The sequence below is a fragment of the Lewinellaceae bacterium genome (genome assembly GCA_020636105.1).
GTDB lineage: Bacteria > Bacteroidota > Bacteroidia > Chitinophagales > Saprospiraceae > BCD1.
Genome location: JACJYL010000001.1, coordinates 4,417,598 through 4,438,242, shown reverse-complemented (window position 1 = coordinate 4,438,242; position 20,645 = coordinate 4,417,598). Strand labels below are relative to the sequence as shown.

The following is a 20,645-nucleotide window of genomic DNA, read 5'->3' as shown; positions in this document are numbered from 1 at the left end:
AATTTGGCGGATAATAATATGGTATGAAAAAAATATTCCTTTCTGTTCTTTTTCTCTCCTGTATGTCTTTGGGTGCTTTAACGGCACAGAATACGCAGGATGAGGACTCAGAATTTATTCGAAAAATATACGACGAGGCTTTGACCCACAGCAATAGCTACGAATGGTTGAAGTATTTGTCGGTGGAAATTGGCGCCCGATTGTCCGGTTCGGCAGAAGCCGCGGCAGCAGTGGAATTTACCCGGCAAATGATGGACAGCCTTGGGTTGGATGACGTCCGGCTCCAGGAAGTGATGGTCCCCCATTGGGTACGCGGTGATAAGGAAATTGTCCGGATCGTTCATTCCGGAATGGGAGATGTGGATCTTCATGCACTGGCCCTGGGCAACACGGTAGGAACCGGCCCGGACGGACTTGTGGCTGAAGTTGTCGAAGTGCATGGACTGGATGAACTCGAAGCACTGGGCAGAGCGGGCATCGAGGGCAAGATCGTTTTTTACAATCGCCCGATGGACCCCAAGCATATTCATACCTTCAGAGCTTATGGCGGGGCAGTGGATCAACGGACGCGCGGTGCAGCCGCTGCAGCCCAATACGGTGCCGTGGCCACCCTGGTACGGTCCATGACCACCAGCCTGGATGATGTGCCGCATACCGGGGTGCAAATTTATAAGGATGGCGTTCCGCAAATCCCGGCCACGGCCATCAGCACCAACGACGCAGAATTGCTCAGCCGGTTGCTCAAAAAAGAAAAAGTAAAAGTATATATCCGCTCCAATTGCCGGATGCTGGAAGAAAAACTTTCCTACAACGTGATTGGTGAAATTCGCGGAAGCGAATTCCCGGATGAGATCATTTTAGTGGGCGGCCATCTCGATTCATGGGATGTCGGCCAGGGCGCTCATGATGACGGTGCCGGCTGCGTGCAATCGATGGATGTACTGGCCATGCTGCGCCAATTGGGGTATAAGCCCAAAAGAACTCTCCGGGCAGTGATGTTCATGAATGAAGAAAACGGAGGCCGCGGGGGCGATAAGTATTGGGCCGTTTCCAACGAAAAAGGAGAATTTCACCTGGGAGCCATCGAATCCGATTCGGGAGGTTTCAGCCCACGGGGATTTACCTGTGATGCGGAAGAGTCTGTTTTTGACAATCATTTTGAAAGAGCCATGAGCTGGGGCGAACTGTTTAAGCCCTATGGCGTGACTATCGAAAAAGGAGGATCGGGTGCCGACGTCGGGGGCGGAAAAAGCCAGAAAGGGGCACTCTTCGGGTTGAGGCCGGATTCTCAACGATATTTCGACCTGCACCATACGAATGATGATCTTTTTGAAAAGGTCAACAAACGTGAACTGGAACTGGGCGCCGCCGCAATGACAAGTCTGGTGTATCTTTTGGATCAACACGGACTGGACTGATAAAAGGTTAAAGACTAAAGGTTAAAGGGCACTTAGAACAACCCCGACCTAATTGGTTTAGAACATTTAACCGCCGACTATAACCAGGTATAGCGTCCCGGCATCGTATATCGAGGACAGGCTACCACAACATTCTCTTTAGGTTACGGTGCGATGCACCTTAGATAGATTTTAGAATCTTTTTATAACAAATTTATCGGTGCTCTGAACCTGTTATAATTTTCGGCGGTTATTAAATCAAATTCAATGAGGTACGGGAATTCCCTGCGCTCAACTGGAACCTGGAACTTTGAACAGCCCCCACAGTGAACCACACAATCTCAACAGATACCATGGAAAAAACAGTGAAATTGCACGATCTGACTTTCATCCCTTTTATCCGGGAAGCTCAAATCCTGGGAAAAGTGGATGAAATGGCTCAACAACTTTCCCATAAATATGCCGACAAGAACCCGCTTTTTCTCGGGGTACTCAACGGAGCTTATATCTTCGCTGCCGATCTTGTACGGGCCTTTGGGGGCAACTGTGAAATTTCCTTTATCAAACTTTCTTCCTACCGGGGAACAAAATCCACCGACAACCTGGCGACCCTGATCGGGTTGGCCGAACCGATAGAAGGAAGGCATTTGATCATTGTGGAAGACATTATCGATTCCGGGCACACTCTCCATAAATTCATCCCCGAATTGATGGCTCTTGGACCTGCTTCCATTGAAGTGGCCGCACTGTTGGTCAAACCCGAAGCCATGGAATACGAAGTGGATGTCCATTACAAAGGATTCGAGATTCCCCCTGCTTTTGTGGTGGGTTACGGACTCGATTATGACGGGCTGGGTCGGAATTTGAGGGATATTTACCAATTGAAAATCGGTGATTGATTATCCTATTCATTTTTTTAGTAAATTGCATGGATTGAACTCATAGTATAACCTTGGCGCAAAAAAAAATAATATAAAATATTCATGTCAGCAGTCTGGATCATTTTTTTTCTGTTTTTGTCTGCGTTGTTTTCGGGTTCGGAAATAGCCTTCGTTTCAGCCAATAAATTAAATATTGAGCTGAAAAAAAAACGTGGAGGACGAAGGGGGCGGGTCATTACCCATTTTTATGACAAACCGTCCCGGTTTATGGGCGCCATGCTTATTGGCAATAATATTGCATTGGTCGTTTTTACGGCCCTCATGACGATTCCCATCGAACAGTTTTTTATCTCAAAGTTTGGATTTGTTCACGACAGCGCTTCCATGCTCTTTTTGAGCACTGTGATTATTACGGTGGTCGTATTGATTTTCGGAGAATTTTTGCCCAAAGCGCTTTTTCAGCTTTACGGGGCGGACCTGCTTTATTTGCTTGCCCTACCGCTGAGGGGGCTGCAGGTTTTACTCATCATTCCTACCCGCATGATGACGCAGCTGACCAATTTCATTCTCAATAATGTATTTAAAACAGAGTTGAAAAAAGGAGAGGAAGTTTTTACCCGGCATGACCTGATCAGTTTCATACAGGATACCACTGCCGAGAGTGATAAAGAAGATATCGATAAAAGCCTTTTTAATAAAGCGCTCCATTTAAAAGACAAAAAAGTACGTTCCTGTATGATCCCGCGTACGGAAATCAACACCATTGATGTGGAGGAATCGGTGACGGCCCTGGAGAAACGATTTGCCGAAACCAAACATTCACGCCTGTTGGTGATTGAAGAGGATATTGATGAAGTACTTGGGTATGTTCACCACCAGCAGTTGTTTATAAATCCAAAGTCCATCAGGGAGATCGTGCTTGAAATACCCTTTACGCCCGAAGTTACCCCAGTCATTGAACTGATGAACATTTTTATCAAAAAACACGTCAGCATCGCTTGTGTTGTGGATGAGTTCGGGGGCATTTCAGGCCTCATCACCCTGGAGGATATCCAGGAAGAGATCTTCGGTGAGATCGAAGACGAGCACGACATTGAGGAATATGTGGAAGTAGCCATTTCCGAGGATGAATTCCGGTTTTCCGGACGCCTGGAAATCGACTACCTCAATGAGAAGTATGATCTCAATTTGCCGGAAGGCGACTACCATACCTTGTCCGGCTATATCGTAATGACAACGGGCAATATCCCTGACGAAGGCAAGTCAAAAGAGTTGGGAGACTTCCTTTATACCTTTGAATCGGTATCCAATACAAAAATTGAAGTGGTAAAAATGACCCGATTGAAAGAAGAGGACAAAAAGGAGAAGAACGGTTAGGTTACAAATGAGCAATGGATTTTGAGGCGACCGGGCCTGTCTTTTTAGCGTAGTCCGTGTCAGGCCCCCGCAACCCGTCAACCATCAACTAAAATATAGTATGAAAAAATTAGCACCCATTTGTCTGTGCCTCCTGCTGGGTACGCTTGCCATGGCCCAGGAATCCTACAACACCATATCGGCCAAAGCTTCTGCCATCGAATCCAGGGTGATCGAGTGGCGGCGTGATTTTCATCAAAATCCTGAACTGAGTAACCGGGAATTCAAAACGGCAGAAAAGATCGCGACCCATTTACGGTCGTTGGGTCTGGAGGTAAAAACAGGCGTGGCGCATACAGGCGTCGTGGGCATTTTGAGGGGCGCGCTGCCCGGTCCTGTGGTGGCTTTGAGAGCGGATATGGATGCCTTGCCGGTGACGGAACGGGCGCCGATCGCCTTTGCCTCAAAGGAGAAATCCACCTTCCTGGGTAAGGAAGTCGGGGTGATGCATGCCTGCGGACACGACACCCATGTGGCCATGCTGATGGGCGCGGCAGAGATCCTGACCTCCATGCAAAAAGACCTCCAGGGTACGGTGGTTTTCATTTTTCAGCCTGCCGAAGAAGGGGCGCCTCCGGGAGAAGAAGGTGGCGCCGAACTCATGGTGAAGGAAGGCGTCTTGAAAGACAATAAGGTGGATGTGATCTTCGGGCTGCACATCAACAGCCTGACGGAAGTGGGCAAAATAAAATACAAACCCGGCGGAGCCATGGCGGCCGTCAACCGGCTCACCATAAAAGTAAAAGGCAAACAAACCCACGGTTCCACTCCCTGGACCGGGGTCGATCCCGTCACCATTTCCGCAGAGATCATCCTGGGCTTGCAGCTTATCGTCAGCCGCCAGACGGAACTGACCAAAGAAGCGGCCGTCATCAGCATCGGCAAGATCGAGGGCGGCGTAAGAAGCAACATCATTCCCGAAGAAGTGGAGATGATCGGCACCATTCGCACCCTCGACACAGACATGCAAAAGATCATCCACGACAAGATCCGCCTCACGGCCACCAAGATCGCCGAAAGCTGGGGCGCCGAAGCCGAGGTGACCATAGAAAAAGGCTACCCCGTGACCTACAACGACCCTGCCCTCACCGAAAAAATGCTGCCCACCATCCAGCGTACCGCCGGAGCGGAAAACGTCATTTTGGAGCACGCCAAAACCGGGGCCGAAGACTTTTCCTTTTTTGCCAATGAAGTACCCGGCCTGTTCCTTTTCCTCGGCGGTATGCCCATAGGAAAGAACCCTTCCGAGGCCGGTCCGCACCATACGCCCGACTTCTACATCGATGAAAGCGGTATGAAACTCGGGGTGGAGACCCTTTGTAACCTGACGCTGGATTATATGCGGATGAAGCGATAGAAGCCGTTTATTAAACATGAGTTCATCCCGAATTTTCAAAAACTGTCTGAAATAGAAATTCTTTGATTATTTGAAGTATTTTTTAAATGTAAAACCTGCCTGCAGACGCAGGAAGGCAGGTGTAAAAGTGAGTGGGCAAAAGGTTTGGGTTTTGGAAAAAAGTCATTTTTTGTCGCAAAACACCTAACCCACGACCCAAACACTTCTAAATTTTGCGGTTACTTGTTTTAAACTTTGCCTGCTGCCGCGACGGAAGGCAGGTTTTGCGGTTTATTTCTTTTGTAAAAGAAAAATCCCGAATTTAATCTGATTAGATGAAATTCGGGATGAACTGTGTTCATCTCCAAATTTTTTTCGGAAAATCAGAAAATTTTATTTGGCAAAATAATGTTTTAGTCTGTATTCCGGATCAAATTTTTGTCCAGTTATAGCTATAGTGAAAGCGATTTTCAGCAACTTATTGGCCACCGCAATCATGGCTACTTTAAATGGTTTTTTCTTTGCAATATAGAGTCTTTCAAATAGTTCCTTACATACAGGGTTAAACCTTTTGGCACTTAAAGCACATTCATAAAGTAACTTTCGAAGATAGGATGACCCTAACTTGCAGATGTGTGAAGCTCCCTTAACACTTACTCCTGACTCGTATGTCCGAGGAGCTAACCCCACATAGGCTATCAAAGCTTTATATGATCCAAACTTGGTAAAGCCTCCAGTTATTAGGATTAAGGTGGCTACCGTTTTGGGACCTAAACCGGGAATTGATCGTAAAGAAGCCTCTAATTCTTTGTAATGTTCTTTAATGCTATTATTGATAAGGCATTGTATTTCTTGTAAATGTTTCTCTAATTTTACTATTTGGCACTTTATTATTTCAAGGGCTTCTTTACTGGGGTCTGGTACAAGTTCAAAGTTTTTTTGTTGATTGATTAATGCCGTCTTTTGTTTTGTTAATTGTGCAGAAACTGTCATTAACTGTTGAAGTTGTCTTAAATGTGTCGGTGGAGCTGTCCAACTTTCAGGCTTAAATACTTGGCCATACTGGGCAATAACATAAGCATCTACCCTATCTGTTTTTGCCCTCTTGAGATTCAATCGAGAAAAATACTTTACACGCAAAGGGTTGACTACACTAACACGTTTATCATGCTCAACTAAATATAATGCCAACCCTACATGATAAGATCCCGTTGCTTCTATTATGCATAAGTCCTGATCACTAAGGTTTTTAGCAAACTTTTGCCAACCTTGAGCATCATTATTAAAACGGCTTTCTTCTAATAGAGCCCCTTGTGATAAAACGCAGACATCAAAACTATCTTTTGATATGTCAATTCCTACAAAACGATCAGATTGTTTCATACTAAATCGGTAAATTTGTGTTGATAAAATAACTTCTGTTATGCCTCATCTATCTTACTCAGGCTTTTTGCCTAACAAACTGTCCGAGGTGAAACAGAGAAAAGGAAGCGGGACTGGCTATCCCGAACTGTCTTAATGACAAATGACTCATTATAGTCTTATGCCGCTTCCTTATTTTTTCATTTCAAATTTACCAAATTTAATTTCCTGCCCCTAAGGTAAGATGACTCATGTTTGTTATCGATTTTAATTATTTGATAATCAACCATTAAAGGTTGGAAATCAAAGTTTTTGAACATCACATTTTGAGTTTCTTTAAATTTGGGGATGTTCCGATATAACTTAGTTAGCACCAATTAACAAATGACCGAGAAGAAAAAATTAGACGAGAATCAAATTTGGACAACGGTAATGACAGTATTGCCTGTTGTGATTTTGATGAATGCAGGTAATGAATTGACTGATGATAATGGAATGCGTGTTTTATATGCAGGTGCTTTTGGAGGCATTGGCGGGTTAATAGGTTTTGTAGCAAATTACCTGACAAAAGACAAAAATAGATTTGTAAAAATACTGACCTCTATCTTAATCGTCTTAAGCTGCGGTTTAACCTTGTTTTTTCTCTCGTCCAAACCAACTGATGCTGAGATTTTAGATAAAGAATGGACAACTCAAAAGATAGGGATGATTGAATTTGATTCACCGACCAAACTTGAATTACAGACAAGTGAAATTCCTGAATCAGTAAAATGGTTTTATAGCGAAATGAACCTGTATTCTGATGAAGGGGCTGATAGAATAACCTCATTCATGGAAAGCAAAATTCTTATTGACACTCTAACAATTGAAAATGCCTATTCAGGTGCATTAGAGGGAATGCTGAGTAAATTGGATGTGAATATGGACAATGTTGAATTAGAGGTTTTTGGTGCAGATGAAGAAGAAGTTTCATCTATGTTCTCATTTGAGCTGAACGGAAAAAAAGTCAATGGATATGGATTCATGTATATGAATAAAGATAGGCTTGAGTCAATATGGTTAATGCCTCTGAAAAGAGGTTTTTCTAAAGATTACATTGAAGAATTTGAAGCAGGGATAATACCTGATTATGAATAAAAAAAAGGTGCTAACACTGTATATGAAATCATAGCACCCTGCGGGATGCTACGCTTCATCCACTAACCGTTGGCAGTAATCAAAAAAGATAAAATGATAAGACTACTGTTATTCCTTGTCCTATTCAGTTGCAAAAGAGAGAGCTACAAGGAAGGAAATGTGGATAATGAAATATTCCATGGAATAAAACATAATGTCAACTTTCAAATAAGTTCAAGGGTTGACACGACAAATAGCAATGTAAAAGAAGTGCTGGGTTTATATGAAAATTATATCAATTCCCAACCAGATTCAATTTATGATAATCCATATTGGAACAGCGAAGAAAAAGCACGTTTTAAAGATTTTGACTTTTCCCGAATTAGTATCTACAACGGAATAAATAGCAGTCAACTTTTTAGAATTTATACACCGTTTGTTCTTTCAATTGAACCAATAAATGAAAAATATCAAATAAGGGTACTGTACTCAAATTCAGCCACAGAACCACCTTATGTGGGTTCAAAAGTATGGTGTATTCATAAACTTAATGCCATAAGAGAGAAAGGGACTTGGAGACTTGAAAATCTTTTAGCTGATAAAACAAGGAACTGGATGAAAAAGCAAGTAGGCTTTGTTGAATATATATTTCCCCGTGAATATCAATTCAATACTGAAAGAGCAAATAAAGCATTAGTATTTTGCAACGAGATGGTTAGACGGTTTAATCCCGAATTTAATGAATCATTCAGGTTCTATTTGGCTAATGGTATTGATGATATGGGCGAACTCGAAAATTTCGACTACATTTTTTCAGGTGTAACAACAGGAAAGGCAAGGGAGGGTATGATTTTGTCAAGTAAAGGCGATGAATTTTACCCGCATGAATTTATTCACAAATTACTACCAGTCAATGAAAATAGAGGGCACGTAATAGAAGAAGGATTAGCAACTTTTCTGGGAACAAAAGAAGATTCAAATGAATATTTGACTATGATGCGAAAATTAGCGAACGATTATAAAAGTGGAGAATCCTATTCATTAGAAAATATTCTCAATAATATGACTCAATGGAATGGGTATCCAAGTGCTTATCCAGGAGGGGCGTTGATTTGTGAAGTTATCCATGAAACGGGTGGGGATAAAGGGATTAACCAATTAGTTAGAGGTAATACCAAAACTTATAGTGAAATAATTAGCCTTACTGGAAGTATTTTGCAACTAAAAGAGGCTGATGTAATCCAATTAATTGAAAAGAAAATAACAGAATTTGAATAAAACAAGACTGCTGCCAATATTAAAGGCTAAAATGTTCATAGCGGCTATGCGCCGCTACGCCATTTAGCCTAACCGTTAAACAAAAATGGTAGAATGTTTGACGAATTGACTCTTTTAACGTAAATTTAGTCAATAAAAACACTTAAATGAAGTTAATACGTCGAATAATCGAAGATCAAGTGATTAAAAGCCTTGTTCCAAATAAGGTTTTAATCTTACTAGGGCCAAGAAGAGTTGGAAAAACTGTCCTTATCAAACAAGTTATACAAAAGCTCAATGAACCTTATTTACTCCTAAACGGTAAAGACTTTTCAGTACTTGAAATCCTATCAAGGAGAAGCGTACAGAATTACAAAAATCTTCTGGGTGATAAAAGAGTTTTATTGATTGATGAAGCTCAAAAAATACCTGACATCGGTAAGATTTTGAAGCTAATGGTCGATGAAATCGAAGGTATTAGAATTTTATCTGCTTTTGATATTGGCAAATATACTGGAGAACCTCTTACAGGAAGAAAGAAAACCTTTAACTTGTTTTCTCTCTCAGAACAGGAATTAGATCAAATCGAAAACCAAATAGAGAAAAGAGATAATTTAAGGCAAAGGTTGATTTATGGGAATTATCCCGAATTGGTTCAAATAAATAATTTAGAAGATAAAGCGGAATATTTAAATGAGATCGTAAATTCTTACCTTTTAAAAGATATTTTGGCTTTTGAGAATATTAGAAATTCAGATAAGATCTTGAACCTCTTAAGACTTGTTGCCTTTCAAATTGGAGGAGAAATCTCTTTATCAGAATTAGCCAGTTCTTTATCAATGAGTAAAAATACTGTTGAGAAATATCTCGACTTGCTTTCAAAAGTTTTTGTCCTTCATAAGGTTGGAGGATTCAGCAGAAACCTCAGAAAAGAAGTTGCCAAAAGAAATAAGTGGTATTTCTATGACAATGGTCTTCGCAACATATTAATTGCCAATATGAATCCTTTAGAATTAAGAAATGATATTGGCATGCTTTGGGAGAATTATATAATCAGTGAAAGATTAAAATATCAGAAGTATTCTAAAATGATCGTCAATAATTATTTTTGGAGAACTTATGATATGCAAGAAATTGATTGGCTCGAAGAGAGAGAAGGGAAATTATTTGGTTATGAATTCAAATGGAGTCCAAAGAAAAGACCTTCCGCTCCTAAAGTTTGGACTGAAGCCTATCCTGAATCGGAATTTGAAGTAATTAGCCATGAAAATTATTTAGATTGGGTAAGAAATAAATAAAATGGACATAATTAAAGATCCTGAAAGCTCTTGGCGCCTCTCCAATACTTAATCTGATTGAGTACTATGAAAGAGATGATAGTTAACCGTTTTTCCCAACCGATGTTTATTCTTTTCATGTAGATCGATCTACTATACCCGTCGATACCTTTTTATGCACTTATTATGGCGAGTCAAGTGAAATATTGCCCAATTCACAAGCCATACAAAAAGTGCTTGTTCCCGAAATACGTGATGAACTTAAAAAAATATATCGTGGAGCAGCCGAAGATTTTGAGTCATTTTTAAGTGAACAGTTTTTTGACCTACACTATCTTGCCAAATCCAAGGCACAGCCAATAAGCTTAGGGCTGGGCCAATTATGGAGATTGGCTATTGAGCATCCTGAAAGTAAAGTCCCTCCTTGTATTCATCGTGCACCAAAGGAAAAAAACGGGCAGAAAAGGTTGTTGTTAATCTGTTAGATTGCTATTCAAAAAAAATTAGCCGCAAGAAAATAGAAAATGAAACGATGAGGCGGTTGTAAGTGGTTCGCTTTTTGGGCCTTTCCGAGGGGAGATTCCATGAGTGGGTGAAACTACTTTAACAGGCTGTTTTACAGTCGTTTGAATAAATAAAAGTGGAATGAATTTTGATGATTTTTGATTTATGGTTTTTTCCTGTATTTTTGGAGAGTAGGGTGATATAACCGAGTTCTCACATATTAGAAGAAAATGGAACATAGTTGGAAAGACATAACATCAGATCTTTACTCCAAAATAAAACCAATTGGAGGTACCCTAAATAGTCAAATTGATCAATCTTTTAAGTCTAGGAGATCTATTGAGAATTTTTGGCTTGAATTTAATATGAATGATTTCTCGTATTTAGATCCATTTTACGGTGAACAGAAATCTACTTCTCCTTTTAAGATGACGATTGAATTATGGGATTATATGGCACAACTAGAGATTAATTCGGTTTTTGAACTTGAAAATCTTGTGATTGAAGGTGGGAAGGAAGATAGGATTGGTGCCTTTTCAAATTCTCTTCACTTCACGGTTCCAAAATTGAAATTTGGAAGTATTGTAAATTTAACTATTGAGGTGGAGGTTGAATACTCACTTACTAATAGTGAAAGTTATGGAATGATGAATGGAACAATAAAAGATCATATAAACGAACGGGGTAAATTCTTAACAGACTTAAGTATCAAAGAACTGCAAGTTTTGGTTCCAAACAATACCGAACCACTTGAAATTGCCAAATTCTTAGATAACAATATATACGAACCCAAATTAATCAGACTGGCTGAAGACCTTAATTGGTCATCCCCAAACTATAAAGGGTACTATGTTCCATACAAGATAGTGAAAAGGGATACAAAAATATGGTGGCATTTCAATTAAAACATGTGATAACAATGTACACCATGTCCATACTCCCTATCGGTCCTACGGCAGGTGTACTCGCCGTTATAGCACATTAAGACAAAATAAAAAATGAAGAAAGAAGAATTTATCGAAGCAATTCCCTTGATAATTCTAACAATAATTGGAATTTATTCAATAATTGAAGTAATAACGAGTGAATACATTTTCGGAATTCAACAACATGTCGGATTGACCTTATTGGGAATTTCAATAATTCTATTTTTTGCAAATAAAAGAATCTATAAATACATTTTCGGAATAACTCTTCTTCTTGGGTTAGTAAATTTAATTGGCTTTACTACTTCAATCCTTACTATGAACTTTTTCGGGTTGCCAATTCAAATTTTAATGATACCCTTAATTGCGGTTTACACTTGGGTAAATAAAGAAGAAATCAAACCAAAGATTCAAAACTTATTAGGTAATAGCAATGAACAAATTAAACTCGAAAGCAATTCAAAAATAAATGGTTTTAAACGAAGATTCGAAAAATTGTCGGATAATGAAATAGAATCAAAATTAAATCAAAACCTTGTTTCTGAAGCAATTGAGGCATTAAAACAAATTAAAAAAGAAAGAGAAAACGTGCTATAATATTAAAGGCTGAATAGTCTGGTGCAACCGACTATTCGGACTTTGTTGAACGAAGCGTAGCCGGAAGTGAAAGGAAAATTCTTTTTGGGTTTTCGATTCAAGGCAGGAATTTTATAGAGGAAGGTTTATAGAGATTTATTGTGACTACTTGCCCTGTTGGGGTTAAAAAGAGTGGTTTATCATTAAATATTAGAGAAAGTTATTTACAAAATACAGCACTTTTTTAAGCCTTTTGCCTGTGATTTCTGCCAGGTAAACATAAAGATGCCAGGACAGGTTAAGCTGCCAAAGTGAAAGAGGGTTGTTACTTTGAATGAGTAATGGCTGTATGGTAAACCGGCGGATCTTTGTATGCAATAAGAGCATTAACAAGGATCATTTTTCCTTTTTGACAACAAGGACAACGATCCACTTTTTGACTAAAGAGTCGAAGTTTAGCCAGTACTTTTCGTTCGGCACCGTGCATAACGATCAGTCGGGCTAAGCGCCCGCCCGCCGCATGCACCAACCGTTAGCGGTCATTCCCCAGATTAGCAACTCCAAAATCACAATGAAAAAATATAGTAAATTTACCATACTAATTGATTTTCTGAGCTAACGTTCGTTTGGATCAGGTATCAATCTGGAGAAAATGGTGAAATCTAAAAGAAAAATGACTATTGATAATCAATGAATTAGCGAACGTTAGTCAGAATGAAGAAAAAAAGCCAAAATGAACGAATCAGAAAATGAAAGTCAATTATCCAAAAGAAAAGAAATACGATTCCCTTTTGGCTACCAAAAAAGATCCAAAGCTGACCTTTTTAAAATATTCATAATCGAAAATAAAAAATCAATTCGAGGGTTTAAGGGGCTGATACTGATTGTAATTGTTACGATTTTGGTTTGGTTGGCAACGAAGAAAATTGTTGTTTTTATAATTATGATTCCTTTTGCTGTATTGTTATTGATTGCAACATTTGGATATTTTGACATTTGGAGAGTTCGAAAAAAGTGGGAAAAAGAACAAATACCAAGACGAGCATTTGTCACAAAACGAATCTTAAAATACGGAGATTTTGGAATCGAATTTCATGAAGAAGGCAAACTTGGTTCATGGAAAGATACATTTGTATGGAACAGGTTTGAATTTATTGTGGAATGGGGGAAATATCTGTTTCTGATTCCTCCGAAAAAAAAGAAGGCTGGTATTTTTGAAATAAGGAAAGATGAAATTGGCAAAGAGAATTTTTTAGAATTTCGAGATTTTGCCAAATCAAAATTGAAGTACCGCTTAATAATGAATTATAAAGAAATAATTTGAAATAGAAAAGAACACGAAAGCGAATCGAGTAGACGGCCGTGAGCCATAAAGCCCACGGTGCGCCTCTACCTTTCGGCAGACAGGTGTACGTACGGGGCTCGTACGTGGCGGTTCGTTAATCATCTCAACAACCGCTCTTTACCCCAGTTGAAGCTATCTCTTACTTTAATAAAGGGCTATAATTCTACTGGAAAACTACCCGTCGTAGAAATTACTCCCAATTCAATTTCAGAAAGGTTAACGTTCAGCCCTTCAGCAAGCGTAAGTTTCTCGAAACTCGTCGAGGCTTGTGCTGCCTGCTATGGCTTCTGCTGATTTCTCCGTTACAAGTCTGAAACTTCACGGAGATCTCCCTCGGTAAGGCGAATAATTACGGTAGGAATATTTATGTAATCATTCGAGGCACACACAATGTATAGGCGATAATGCTCCCTAAACGGTCGCACTACGCATAGCCTGGACCGTCAAAATGAAAACAGGACAACGAAGAAACAAATAGCCCAAAATAAAATTTTATTCAAAACTATATAAATCCATATCAGATTTTCGTGCTTTCCTTCCATTCCATAGGTGTCATCCCAAATGCCTTCTTAAACACCCGCCCAAAATAGCCGGGATCATTAAACCCCGTTTCATAAGCCACCGCATTGATGGTCAATTCCGCATTTTGTAACAATAATTTTGCTTTACCCAATCTCACATGACGAATAAATTTATTAGGCGAAAGTCCGGTCAAAGCTGTTATCTTCCGATGCAATTGAGAATGACTCATTGCCATTTCCTTGCAAAACTGCTCTACTGTAAAATCAAAATCCTCCAAATGTGCTTCCACGGCTTCTCTCATCTTCTGTACAAATTGATCTTCTATGGCAGGAGCCTCGGGCGTGTTTTCAACAAAAGTATCCTGTATTCCAGAACCAGCAATAGCCAGATAATGCTTTTGCAGATTGGCTCGCAATTCAAGTAGCTTTTTAATACGAATCCGTAGTTCTTGCTTATGAAAAGGTTTCGCCAAATAAGCATCCGCACCTTTTTCCAATCCTTCCATTTTACTTTCCATATCCGCCCTGGCAGTAAGCATGATAATAGGGATGTGACTGGTCCGTGCATCTGTTTTTAAGCTTTGACAAACTTCGAAACCATCTTTGACGGGCATCATGACATCCGTGATAATTAAATCTGGAATGTTTTCAATGGCGATGTCTATGCCCTCCTGCCCATCTTTACCAACCTGGATTTCATATTGGTCTTGTAGGCAAGACGCAATATAAGCGACTACGTCGGGGTTGTCTTCTACCAGCAGGACGCAGGGTTTCGTGGCCGCAAGCATAGTTTCGGGTTCTTCCTTTATAGAAGTTGCAGAAATGTTACCATCGTTTGCTCCGGCTAAGCTAGTTGTTTTGTATTTGACTATAGGTGCGGGTGTCTGATCTACCGGTGCCACATTACTGATCGGGAGTAAAAGCGTAAATTCCGTGTCTTTACCCACTTTGCTTTTTACAGAAATGTCTCCTTTCATTAATTTGACCAATTCTTTTACCAGCGCCAATCCAATACCGGAACCTTCTCCCCCCCGGGTAGTCGAATCATCCGCCTGATAAAAACGATCGAAGATATAGGGCAATAGATCTTCCGGAATGCCCGCTCCGGTATTCTTTACTTTGACTTGAAGCTTTGATCCTTTTTGAGGGCTATCTTTTTCTGAAACAGCTCTGACGAGGACATAAACATGTCCTCCTGTTGGCGTAAACTTTAAGGCATTGGACAAGAGGTTGATCAGGATCTGGTGTATTTTTTCCGGATCAAAATCCATCATCAATTCCTCTCCTTCTTCATGGAAATGCACTTGTATTTTTTTACTTTCTGCAAAGGAGTGGATGCTTTCTACAATGTATTTCAGGTAATTAATGATGTCTCCCTGTTGGTTGTGGAGCGTTGTTTTTCCGCTTTCCAGTTTTGTAAGATCCAACATTTGGTTGACTAATTCTAATAGTCTGTTGGTATTGCGTCTGATCATCGATAATCCTTCTTTGAACCATTCCTTTGGGTTTTCTTCAATCTGGTCGGTCATACCAGAAATGACGGTGAGTGGTGTCCGGAACTCGTGGGTGATATTGGTGAACAGGCGATTTTTAACCGCATCCATTTCTTTCAGGCGGCTGGCCTCTGCCTGGTCTAAGTTGCGCTTCAACTGAAAACGGTAGACGCTATAGATCAAAGCCATTCCAGCTAGAAAATACAGGCCATAAGCCCACCAGGTCGCCCACCATGGAGGATGGATAACGAAATTGGCAAAGACCTGCGGCTCACTCCACACACCGTGATTATTCGCCGCTTTCAGGAAAAACGCATATTCACCAGCTGGTAGATTATTATAAAATGCTTTTCGGGTATTACCTACTATACGCCATTCCTGGTCATAGTTTTCGAGCTGGTAGGCATATTGATTCGCCTGTGGATTGTTGAAATGAATGGCTTTGTATTCGAATGAAAGGGAATTTTGCCGGTAATTTAATTCAAGGTTCTGTACCGTAGACGCAACGAAACCAGGCGCCAATGCGGGAATGTCGCGAATGGATCGATCACTGATCTTTAAATCCGTCAGATACACTTTGGGGGCAACGGATTGTGCTGAAATCTCTTCCGGGCGGAAATAAGTGATATTAGCAAAAGCCCCGAATACAAAATATCCGTCAGCCGTTTTAAAAGAAGAGCCTTGCCCAAAGGACATATCTTTAAGACCATCCTTTTTTGAAAAATTGACAAACGCTTCCGTTTTAATATTGAACCTGGCAATTCCTTTCTGGGTACTGAGCCATAAATCGCCCCGGTCTTCATCGGGTAGAATGCCCTGAATCTGCATGGAAGGCAAGCCATCATCCTGTGTGTAGGTTTTCAACTCCTTGGTTGTCAAATTGTATTTGGATAGCCCCCCTTGCCTGGTACCGACCCATAAAATATGCTCATCATCTTCGTAGAGCGTATTGATGCTCTGAGATAACAACACTTCCCCATTTTCCTTATCGTATAAGTACCTTGCCAACTTATCTTTTTCATAATCGTAAGCGAATAATCCATTCGAGGTGATGATCCAGATGCGGCCATTTTTACCCTCATATATCGACTTGACAGAATTACTGCCAGCAGTAGTTTTGGGAAAAGCGGTCAGCTCGAAATGCCTCATCCTAGTCTCGTCCTTCAATTGTAAATAAAGCCCCTGGTCCGTGCACCACCACAGGTTTCGCCGGCTATCTTTTGCCATTTTCCACCTTCGGTTTACGGGAGGTAGCGAATCAAATAAGCTCGGACTGGGACGGATCATGCCATTTTCAAAAACACGAAGACCTTGATCGGAATGAATAAGATATTTCTCTTTTCCTAAAGCGCCCAGGATGTGTACATTGGATAATCCAGAAAAAAGGCTATCCAGAGAATATTCCTGCATTTCTTCATTGTTAAAATCCAACTGATTGATGACGTGATAGGAGGAGTGCATACTGTACATCAAAAGGGTACTGTCTTTATGCGCAAAGAAATCATACTTATCCCAGTCGGTCGGACCATCAATGGATGTCCGGCCTAAGGAGAATGTTTTAAACAGACTTCTGGGATTATATTTAAAGAATATACCATCTCTGCCGCGCATCCATATATTGCCAAAAATATCCTCATTTACGGAATATATTCTTTGATTTGGTGCCTCATCTTCGGCTAAAATCCAGGAGGTGTCGGTGGTAGGATTGTAGCGTAATATGCCTTTATGAGAACCGATATATAGATTCCCCTTTTTGTCAAAATACATAGGCCAATAGAGAGCATAGGCATTCCTGATCGCTCGAGGAAGGTCATATGCAAAAGCCGGCGGCAATGGGTGTAAGTTTAGTTCTTGTGTTTTTGGGTCAAAGGAATAAAGCTCCGCTTGGTTGGTGGTAAGCCAGATATGGCCATTGGGGCCGCTTTGCATACCGGTATATAGACGATTGGCTAATACCCCCTTTCCACCATTTTCATGATTATTGATAAAATAATTGGGTAAGCTGGTTATTTTATGGAATACCTTGTTTTCATCAATCCTGAAAAGTCCATCATGATTTAATGCCCAAAGGTTATTGTCAGGCCCCACCGTCAGTTGAAAAACATTTTGGAGTTCGTAACCATTCTGGGGTTCGATTTTTTTTAATTGATTCACTTTGGCATCAAAATAAACTATAGCCACTGCTACTGCTGAGGACCCGGAAATATCATACGAGGCGAAAAAAATATTTCCAAAGGTATCTTGCACAATACCAAAAGGCAGTATAGAACCAATGTTTTCATGCTGGTAAACCTCCTTCAGGTCGTAGGTAATGAAGGCATTTGTGCTTGGCATGTATTTGAAAAGCATATTGGTGGCACCTATCCATAAATCTCCAGCCTGATCTTCAAGAAAAGTAGCGGTCAGATTATTCGAGCCAACACTCGTGGAGTCATTTGGATTATGATATAAAAACTCAAAATCATAGCCATCAAACTTAATCAAGCCATCAAAGGAAGATAACCATACACTCCCTGTTTTGTCTCCATACACGTTAGTAATACCAATGCCTTCGAGTTGTTCATACCGGGTGAAGTGGTCGGCATCAAGATATTTTATGGCCTGGGCATCCGCATATTTCCCGATAAGTGCAATAAAAAAAACAAATGCGCAAATAACAGGCTTAAGTATGTTTTTCCACATTATTTGATTGTTTTATTTTTTTAAAGATAAAAAAATAGGCTAATATAACTCCACATCTCCCGCCTGATTTAAGGTTTAAAAGGCGCAATTGCATAGTTTGTCCTATCCTTGGGCAAAATGTCCTATAGCTTGGGCAGTATGTACAAGCCTTTGATGAATCTGTCTTATCTACTTGTTCTCCATTCCCTCACCTTTGTGTTATCAGAAAATTACAGCTTTTCAAATAAAAACAGAAAAGTATTTATTAATTCAAAAAAACAATTAATTATGAAAATTCTAATCAACAAACTTATCCTTACGCCCTTTTTCCTGGGAGTTCTCTTTTTACTTCAAAGCTGCGGAGAAACGAATACATCAACCAATCCGACAGCTCCTGCCGAAATACCTGATGTGGTCTCCGCCTCCCCTGAATATGCAGACATCGTTAACAAATTCTTCGAAGCGGCCTGCAGATTCGATTTTGACGTCATGTATGAAAATTTTACAGATGACGCTGTGCAATACTGGCCAGACGGTACAATAGAAAGCCGTACCAAGATCACCGGCAAAGCGGAAACTGTAGCATGGTGGAAAAAATGGCAATCAACCTCAGGCGTTGAAAAAATGGAAATAACCAATATCAACCTTATCCCACTCCAGGTCAATAAACCGCTGAAATATTACAATGTCGTGGGCACCGCGGTACTGGCTTATTTTGACAACCTCATGGTATATAAAGGTCAGCCGACCAGCGTCAGGATGCATTGGGTCTTCACCTTTGACGATGATAAGAAAATCACCCGGGTCTTTAGCTATTACGACCGAACGGGTATCATTGAAACAGTGAAAGCCAATTTGATTAAAAGTAAGGCTGCTGCTGAATAATGAGGTATCCTTCGAGTATTCAAATCTATTTAGCATTCAATATAATTCATTTCAATAAAACTCAATTATTATGAAAACGACTGTAAAGGTGTTTTATCACCAAATTAATTCGATGATTAACCAATCCGGTTTGGCACCTACATTGTCAAAACTTTTGATCCTGGGAATAGTAGCACTATGTTTTACGCCCTGTAGTTTAAATGGTCAGATTATCTACAAAGTCACTACCCTAACGGGCGATAACGGTTCTGATGCTTCGATATACATTCAATTCAAAGGTACCCGCACGCAGGAGGATAAGTGGACAAAGAAGAGATTATTAGATACCGACGGGTATAATGATTTTGAATATGGGCAGGAGGATACATATGAGCTCTTCTTTAGTGGAAGTGAAGATATCGGAATAGTTACAGAGGTTCAATTACAAGGTGAATCGGGTCGCTCTTTGGGGCTTGAAAAGTTAAGTGTAGAGCGCACTATTGCACCAGGGGTCCAAATGGATAATGTTCCTTTTGTATCTACATTTAACACCATTAGTCAAGAACCAATCGCAGGCAAATGGGTCTCGAGAACAGCAGATAATATTAGAGAAGTTGCGCCTCGGATAGCTGAGGTCAAATCAACTACCGAAAGAAAGTATAAATTTACAGCGACAGCATTTGACTTGATAAATGATAGTGCTGCTACCTCAGAAACAGATGATTTTACCGTATCCGAAACAAAGGGATATTCTCTGACAAATACGACGGATCGTTCTTCCACCTCCGCCTGGGATTTTGGGATATCGCAATCAATTGGCTACGATAATCCGTTGGCTGGAATAAGTTCTACAACCACCCTTTCGTTTAACAAAAGTAACTCAAGTACTCAATCTCAATCCATATCAAATAATACCAGCGGGGACAATACAATTAGTAGGACCTTCTCAAAAACGAAGGACTTTACTCCAGGAAAAATCACTTATGTTGTTTTAAGATATGTTGTCCTCTACGAGACCGGAAAAGTGGAAATGCTAAATCAACAATTTGATTATCAAAAAGCCAAAGATTTTGTGGAACCTAGTTACTATTCATATAGTTTTTCCAGTTTGGAGGAAGTCCCTCAAGAATTAAAGGACCTTGCAGATGGTAAATTGACTAATGAACAAGCCCAGGAATTTGTAAACAATTACAAAAGACCTTCCACTACCAAAAACGAATTACCTGGCGAGGTAGATAATTCAAATACGAATAATACCTCTCCCGTTACTACCCCGAAAGGATCATCTGTTTCAGCGGTAACGTTTAGTGATAACTCCGGCAATGTGGCAGGCTATTTCAGGAAAATGGATGGCAACGGCTGGGTAGAAACAGAACCCAATGGCGATGTCAAATTTAGATACACGGAAACAGCCAGAGATGCCGGGATGATTTACTTGTCTGACAATAACCGGCTAGGTGTGAAAATCAACCTGGATTTAGTAACTAAATCCGTGTTATATGGTGACTTTAATAACGAACCATTCCGGATATACGGTATTTCAAAAATCCAATAGGCAGCAAAAGTCTGGAAATTAATAATGCAGTTGTCTAAGGTTTTACGGCAGGCCTATCACCTATGTCTTTAGCTATTACGATCGCACCAATATCATCGAAGCCGTGAAGGCCAATTTGATTAAAAGTAAGGCTGAATATCGTGTAACAAAAATAATCG

At 40.3% G+C, this 20,645-nt stretch carries 14 protein-coding genes and 1 pseudogene; 13 read left to right on the top strand and 2 right to left on the bottom strand.

Annotated features, from left to right (window positions below):
• The first annotated feature begins 23 nt into the window (after positions 1-23).
• The 4 genes from H6571_16635 to H6571_16620 all read left to right on the top strand — a co-directional run bounded on the left by H6571_16635 (position 24) and on the right by H6571_16620 (position 5,051).
• Positions 24-1,418, top strand: a complete 1,395-nt coding sequence (locus H6571_16635) for a M20/M25/M40 family metallo-hydrolase (protein MCB9325367.1) — start codon at positions 24-26, stop codon at positions 1,416-1,418.
• A 332-nt stretch (positions 1,419-1,750) separates the two neighbouring features.
• Positions 1,751-2,296, top strand: a complete 546-nt coding sequence (gene hpt, locus H6571_16630) for a hypoxanthine phosphoribosyltransferase (protein MCB9325366.1) — start codon at positions 1,751-1,753, stop codon at positions 2,294-2,296.
• Between the two features lie 84 nt (positions 2,297-2,380).
• Positions 2,381-3,655: an HlyC/CorC family transporter gene (locus tag H6571_16625; GenBank protein MCB9325365.1), complete on the top strand. Its 1,275-nt coding sequence runs from the start codon at positions 2,381-2,383 to the stop codon at positions 3,653-3,655.
• 100 nt (positions 3,656-3,755) lie between these two features.
• Positions 3,756-5,051: an amidohydrolase gene (locus tag H6571_16620; GenBank protein ID MCB9325364.1), complete on the top strand. Its 1,296-nt coding sequence runs from the start codon at positions 3,756-3,758 to the stop codon at positions 5,049-5,051.
• Between the two features lie 372 nt (positions 5,052-5,423).
• On the opposite strand, the gene H6571_16615 is transcribed toward H6571_16620, so the two are convergent.
• A complete protein-coding gene (locus tag H6571_16615; protein MCB9325363.1) occupies positions 5,424-6,413 on the bottom strand; it encodes an IS110 family transposase in 990 nt (329 codons plus the stop codon).
• A 363-nt stretch (positions 6,414-6,776) separates the two neighbouring features.
• Here H6571_16615 and H6571_16610 point away from each other — a divergent pair, with 363 nt between their 5' ends.
• The 7 genes and pseudogenes from H6571_16610 to H6571_16580 all read left to right on the top strand — a co-directional run bounded on the left by H6571_16610 (position 6,777) and on the right by H6571_16580 (position 13,372).
• A complete protein-coding gene (locus H6571_16610; protein MCB9325362.1) occupies positions 6,777-7,529 on the top strand; it encodes a hypothetical protein in 753 nt (250 codons plus the stop codon).
• 93 nt (positions 7,530-7,622) lie between these two features.
• Positions 7,623-8,786: a hypothetical protein gene (locus H6571_16605; protein ID MCB9325361.1), complete on the top strand. Its 1,164-nt coding sequence runs from the start codon at positions 7,623-7,625 to the stop codon at positions 8,784-8,786.
• Positions 8,787-8,932: 146 nt separating this feature from the next.
• On the top strand, positions 8,933-10,063 hold the full coding sequence (locus H6571_16600; protein MCB9325360.1) for an ATP-binding protein: 1,131 nt from the start codon (positions 8,933-8,935) through the stop codon (positions 10,061-10,063).
• Positions 10,064-10,074: 11 nt separating this feature from the next.
• Positions 10,075-10,527: pseudogene (locus H6571_16595) on the top strand (DUF1826 domain-containing protein).
• 249 nt (positions 10,528-10,776) lie between these two features.
• Positions 10,777-11,451 (top strand): hypothetical protein, encoded by a 675-nt coding sequence (locus H6571_16590; protein ID MCB9325359.1) that lies wholly within the window; start codon positions 10,777-10,779, stop codon positions 11,449-11,451.
• Between the two features lie 93 nt (positions 11,452-11,544).
• Entirely contained in the window at positions 11,545-12,069 is a 525-nt protein-coding gene (locus tag H6571_16585; GenBank protein MCB9325358.1) for a hypothetical protein, read from the top strand.
• Between the two features lie 712 nt (positions 12,070-12,781).
• Positions 12,782-13,372, top strand: a complete 591-nt coding sequence (locus tag H6571_16580; GenBank protein MCB9325357.1) for a hypothetical protein — start codon at positions 12,782-12,784, stop codon at positions 13,370-13,372.
• A 538-nt stretch (positions 13,373-13,910) separates the two neighbouring features.
• Here H6571_16580 and H6571_16575 read toward each other — a convergent pair.
• Positions 13,911-18,089 carry a response regulator gene (locus tag H6571_16575; protein ID MCB9325356.1) on the bottom strand — a complete coding sequence of 1,393 codons (4,179 nt, stop codon included), beginning with the start codon at positions 18,087-18,089 and terminating at the stop codon, positions 13,911-13,913.
• Between the two features lie 267 nt (positions 18,090-18,356).
• Here H6571_16575 and H6571_16570 point away from each other — a divergent pair, with 267 nt between their 5' ends.
• Complete coding sequence (locus tag H6571_16570) at positions 18,357-18,953, top strand: nuclear transport factor 2 family protein (protein ID MCB9325355.1); 597 nt, start codon at positions 18,357-18,359, stop codon at positions 18,951-18,953.
• A gap of 70 nt (positions 18,954-19,023) precedes the next feature.
• Complete coding sequence (locus H6571_16565; GenBank protein MCB9325354.1) at positions 19,024-20,487, top strand: hypothetical protein; 1,464 nt, start codon at positions 19,024-19,026, stop codon at positions 20,485-20,487.
• The last annotated feature ends 158 nt before the right edge of the window (positions 20,488-20,645 follow it).

Excerpts from the sequence above, each read along its gene's own strand:
- H6571_16635 (MCB9325367.1), top strand. The coding sequence starts at position 24 with ATGAAAAAAATATTCCTTTCTGTTCTTTTTCTCTCCTGTATGTCTTTG.
- hpt (MCB9325366.1), top strand. The coding sequence starts at position 1,751 with ATGGAAAAAACAGTGAAATTGCACGATCTGACTTTCATCCCTTTTATC.
- H6571_16625 (MCB9325365.1), top strand. The coding sequence starts at position 2,381 with ATGTCAGCAGTCTGGATCATTTTTTTTCTGTTTTTGTCTGCGTTGTTT.
- H6571_16620 (MCB9325364.1), top strand. The coding sequence starts at position 3,756 with ATGAAAAAATTAGCACCCATTTGTCTGTGCCTCCTGCTGGGTACGCTT.
- H6571_16615 (MCB9325363.1), bottom strand. The coding sequence starts at position 6,413 with ATGAAACAATCTGATCGTTTTGTAGGAATTGACATATCAAAAGATAGT.
- H6571_16610 (MCB9325362.1), top strand. The coding sequence starts at position 6,777 with ATGACCGAGAAGAAAAAATTAGACGAGAATCAAATTTGGACAACGGTA.
- H6571_16605 (MCB9325361.1), top strand. The coding sequence starts at position 7,623 with ATGATAAGACTACTGTTATTCCTTGTCCTATTCAGTTGCAAAAGAGAG.
- H6571_16600 (MCB9325360.1), top strand. The coding sequence starts at position 8,933 with ATGAAGTTAATACGTCGAATAATCGAAGATCAAGTGATTAAAAGCCTT.
- H6571_16590 (MCB9325359.1), top strand. The coding sequence starts at position 10,777 with ATGGAACATAGTTGGAAAGACATAACATCAGATCTTTACTCCAAAATA.
- H6571_16585 (MCB9325358.1), top strand. The coding sequence starts at position 11,545 with ATGAAGAAAGAAGAATTTATCGAAGCAATTCCCTTGATAATTCTAACA.
- H6571_16580 (MCB9325357.1), top strand. The coding sequence starts at position 12,782 with ATGAACGAATCAGAAAATGAAAGTCAATTATCCAAAAGAAAAGAAATA.
- H6571_16575 (MCB9325356.1), bottom strand. The coding sequence starts at position 18,089 with ATGTGGAAAAACATACTTAAGCCTGTTATTTGCGCATTTGTTTTTTTT.
- H6571_16570 (MCB9325355.1), top strand. The coding sequence starts at position 18,357 with ATGAAAATTCTAATCAACAAACTTATCCTTACGCCCTTTTTCCTGGGA.
- H6571_16565 (MCB9325354.1), top strand. The coding sequence starts at position 19,024 with ATGAAAACGACTGTAAAGGTGTTTTATCACCAAATTAATTCGATGATT.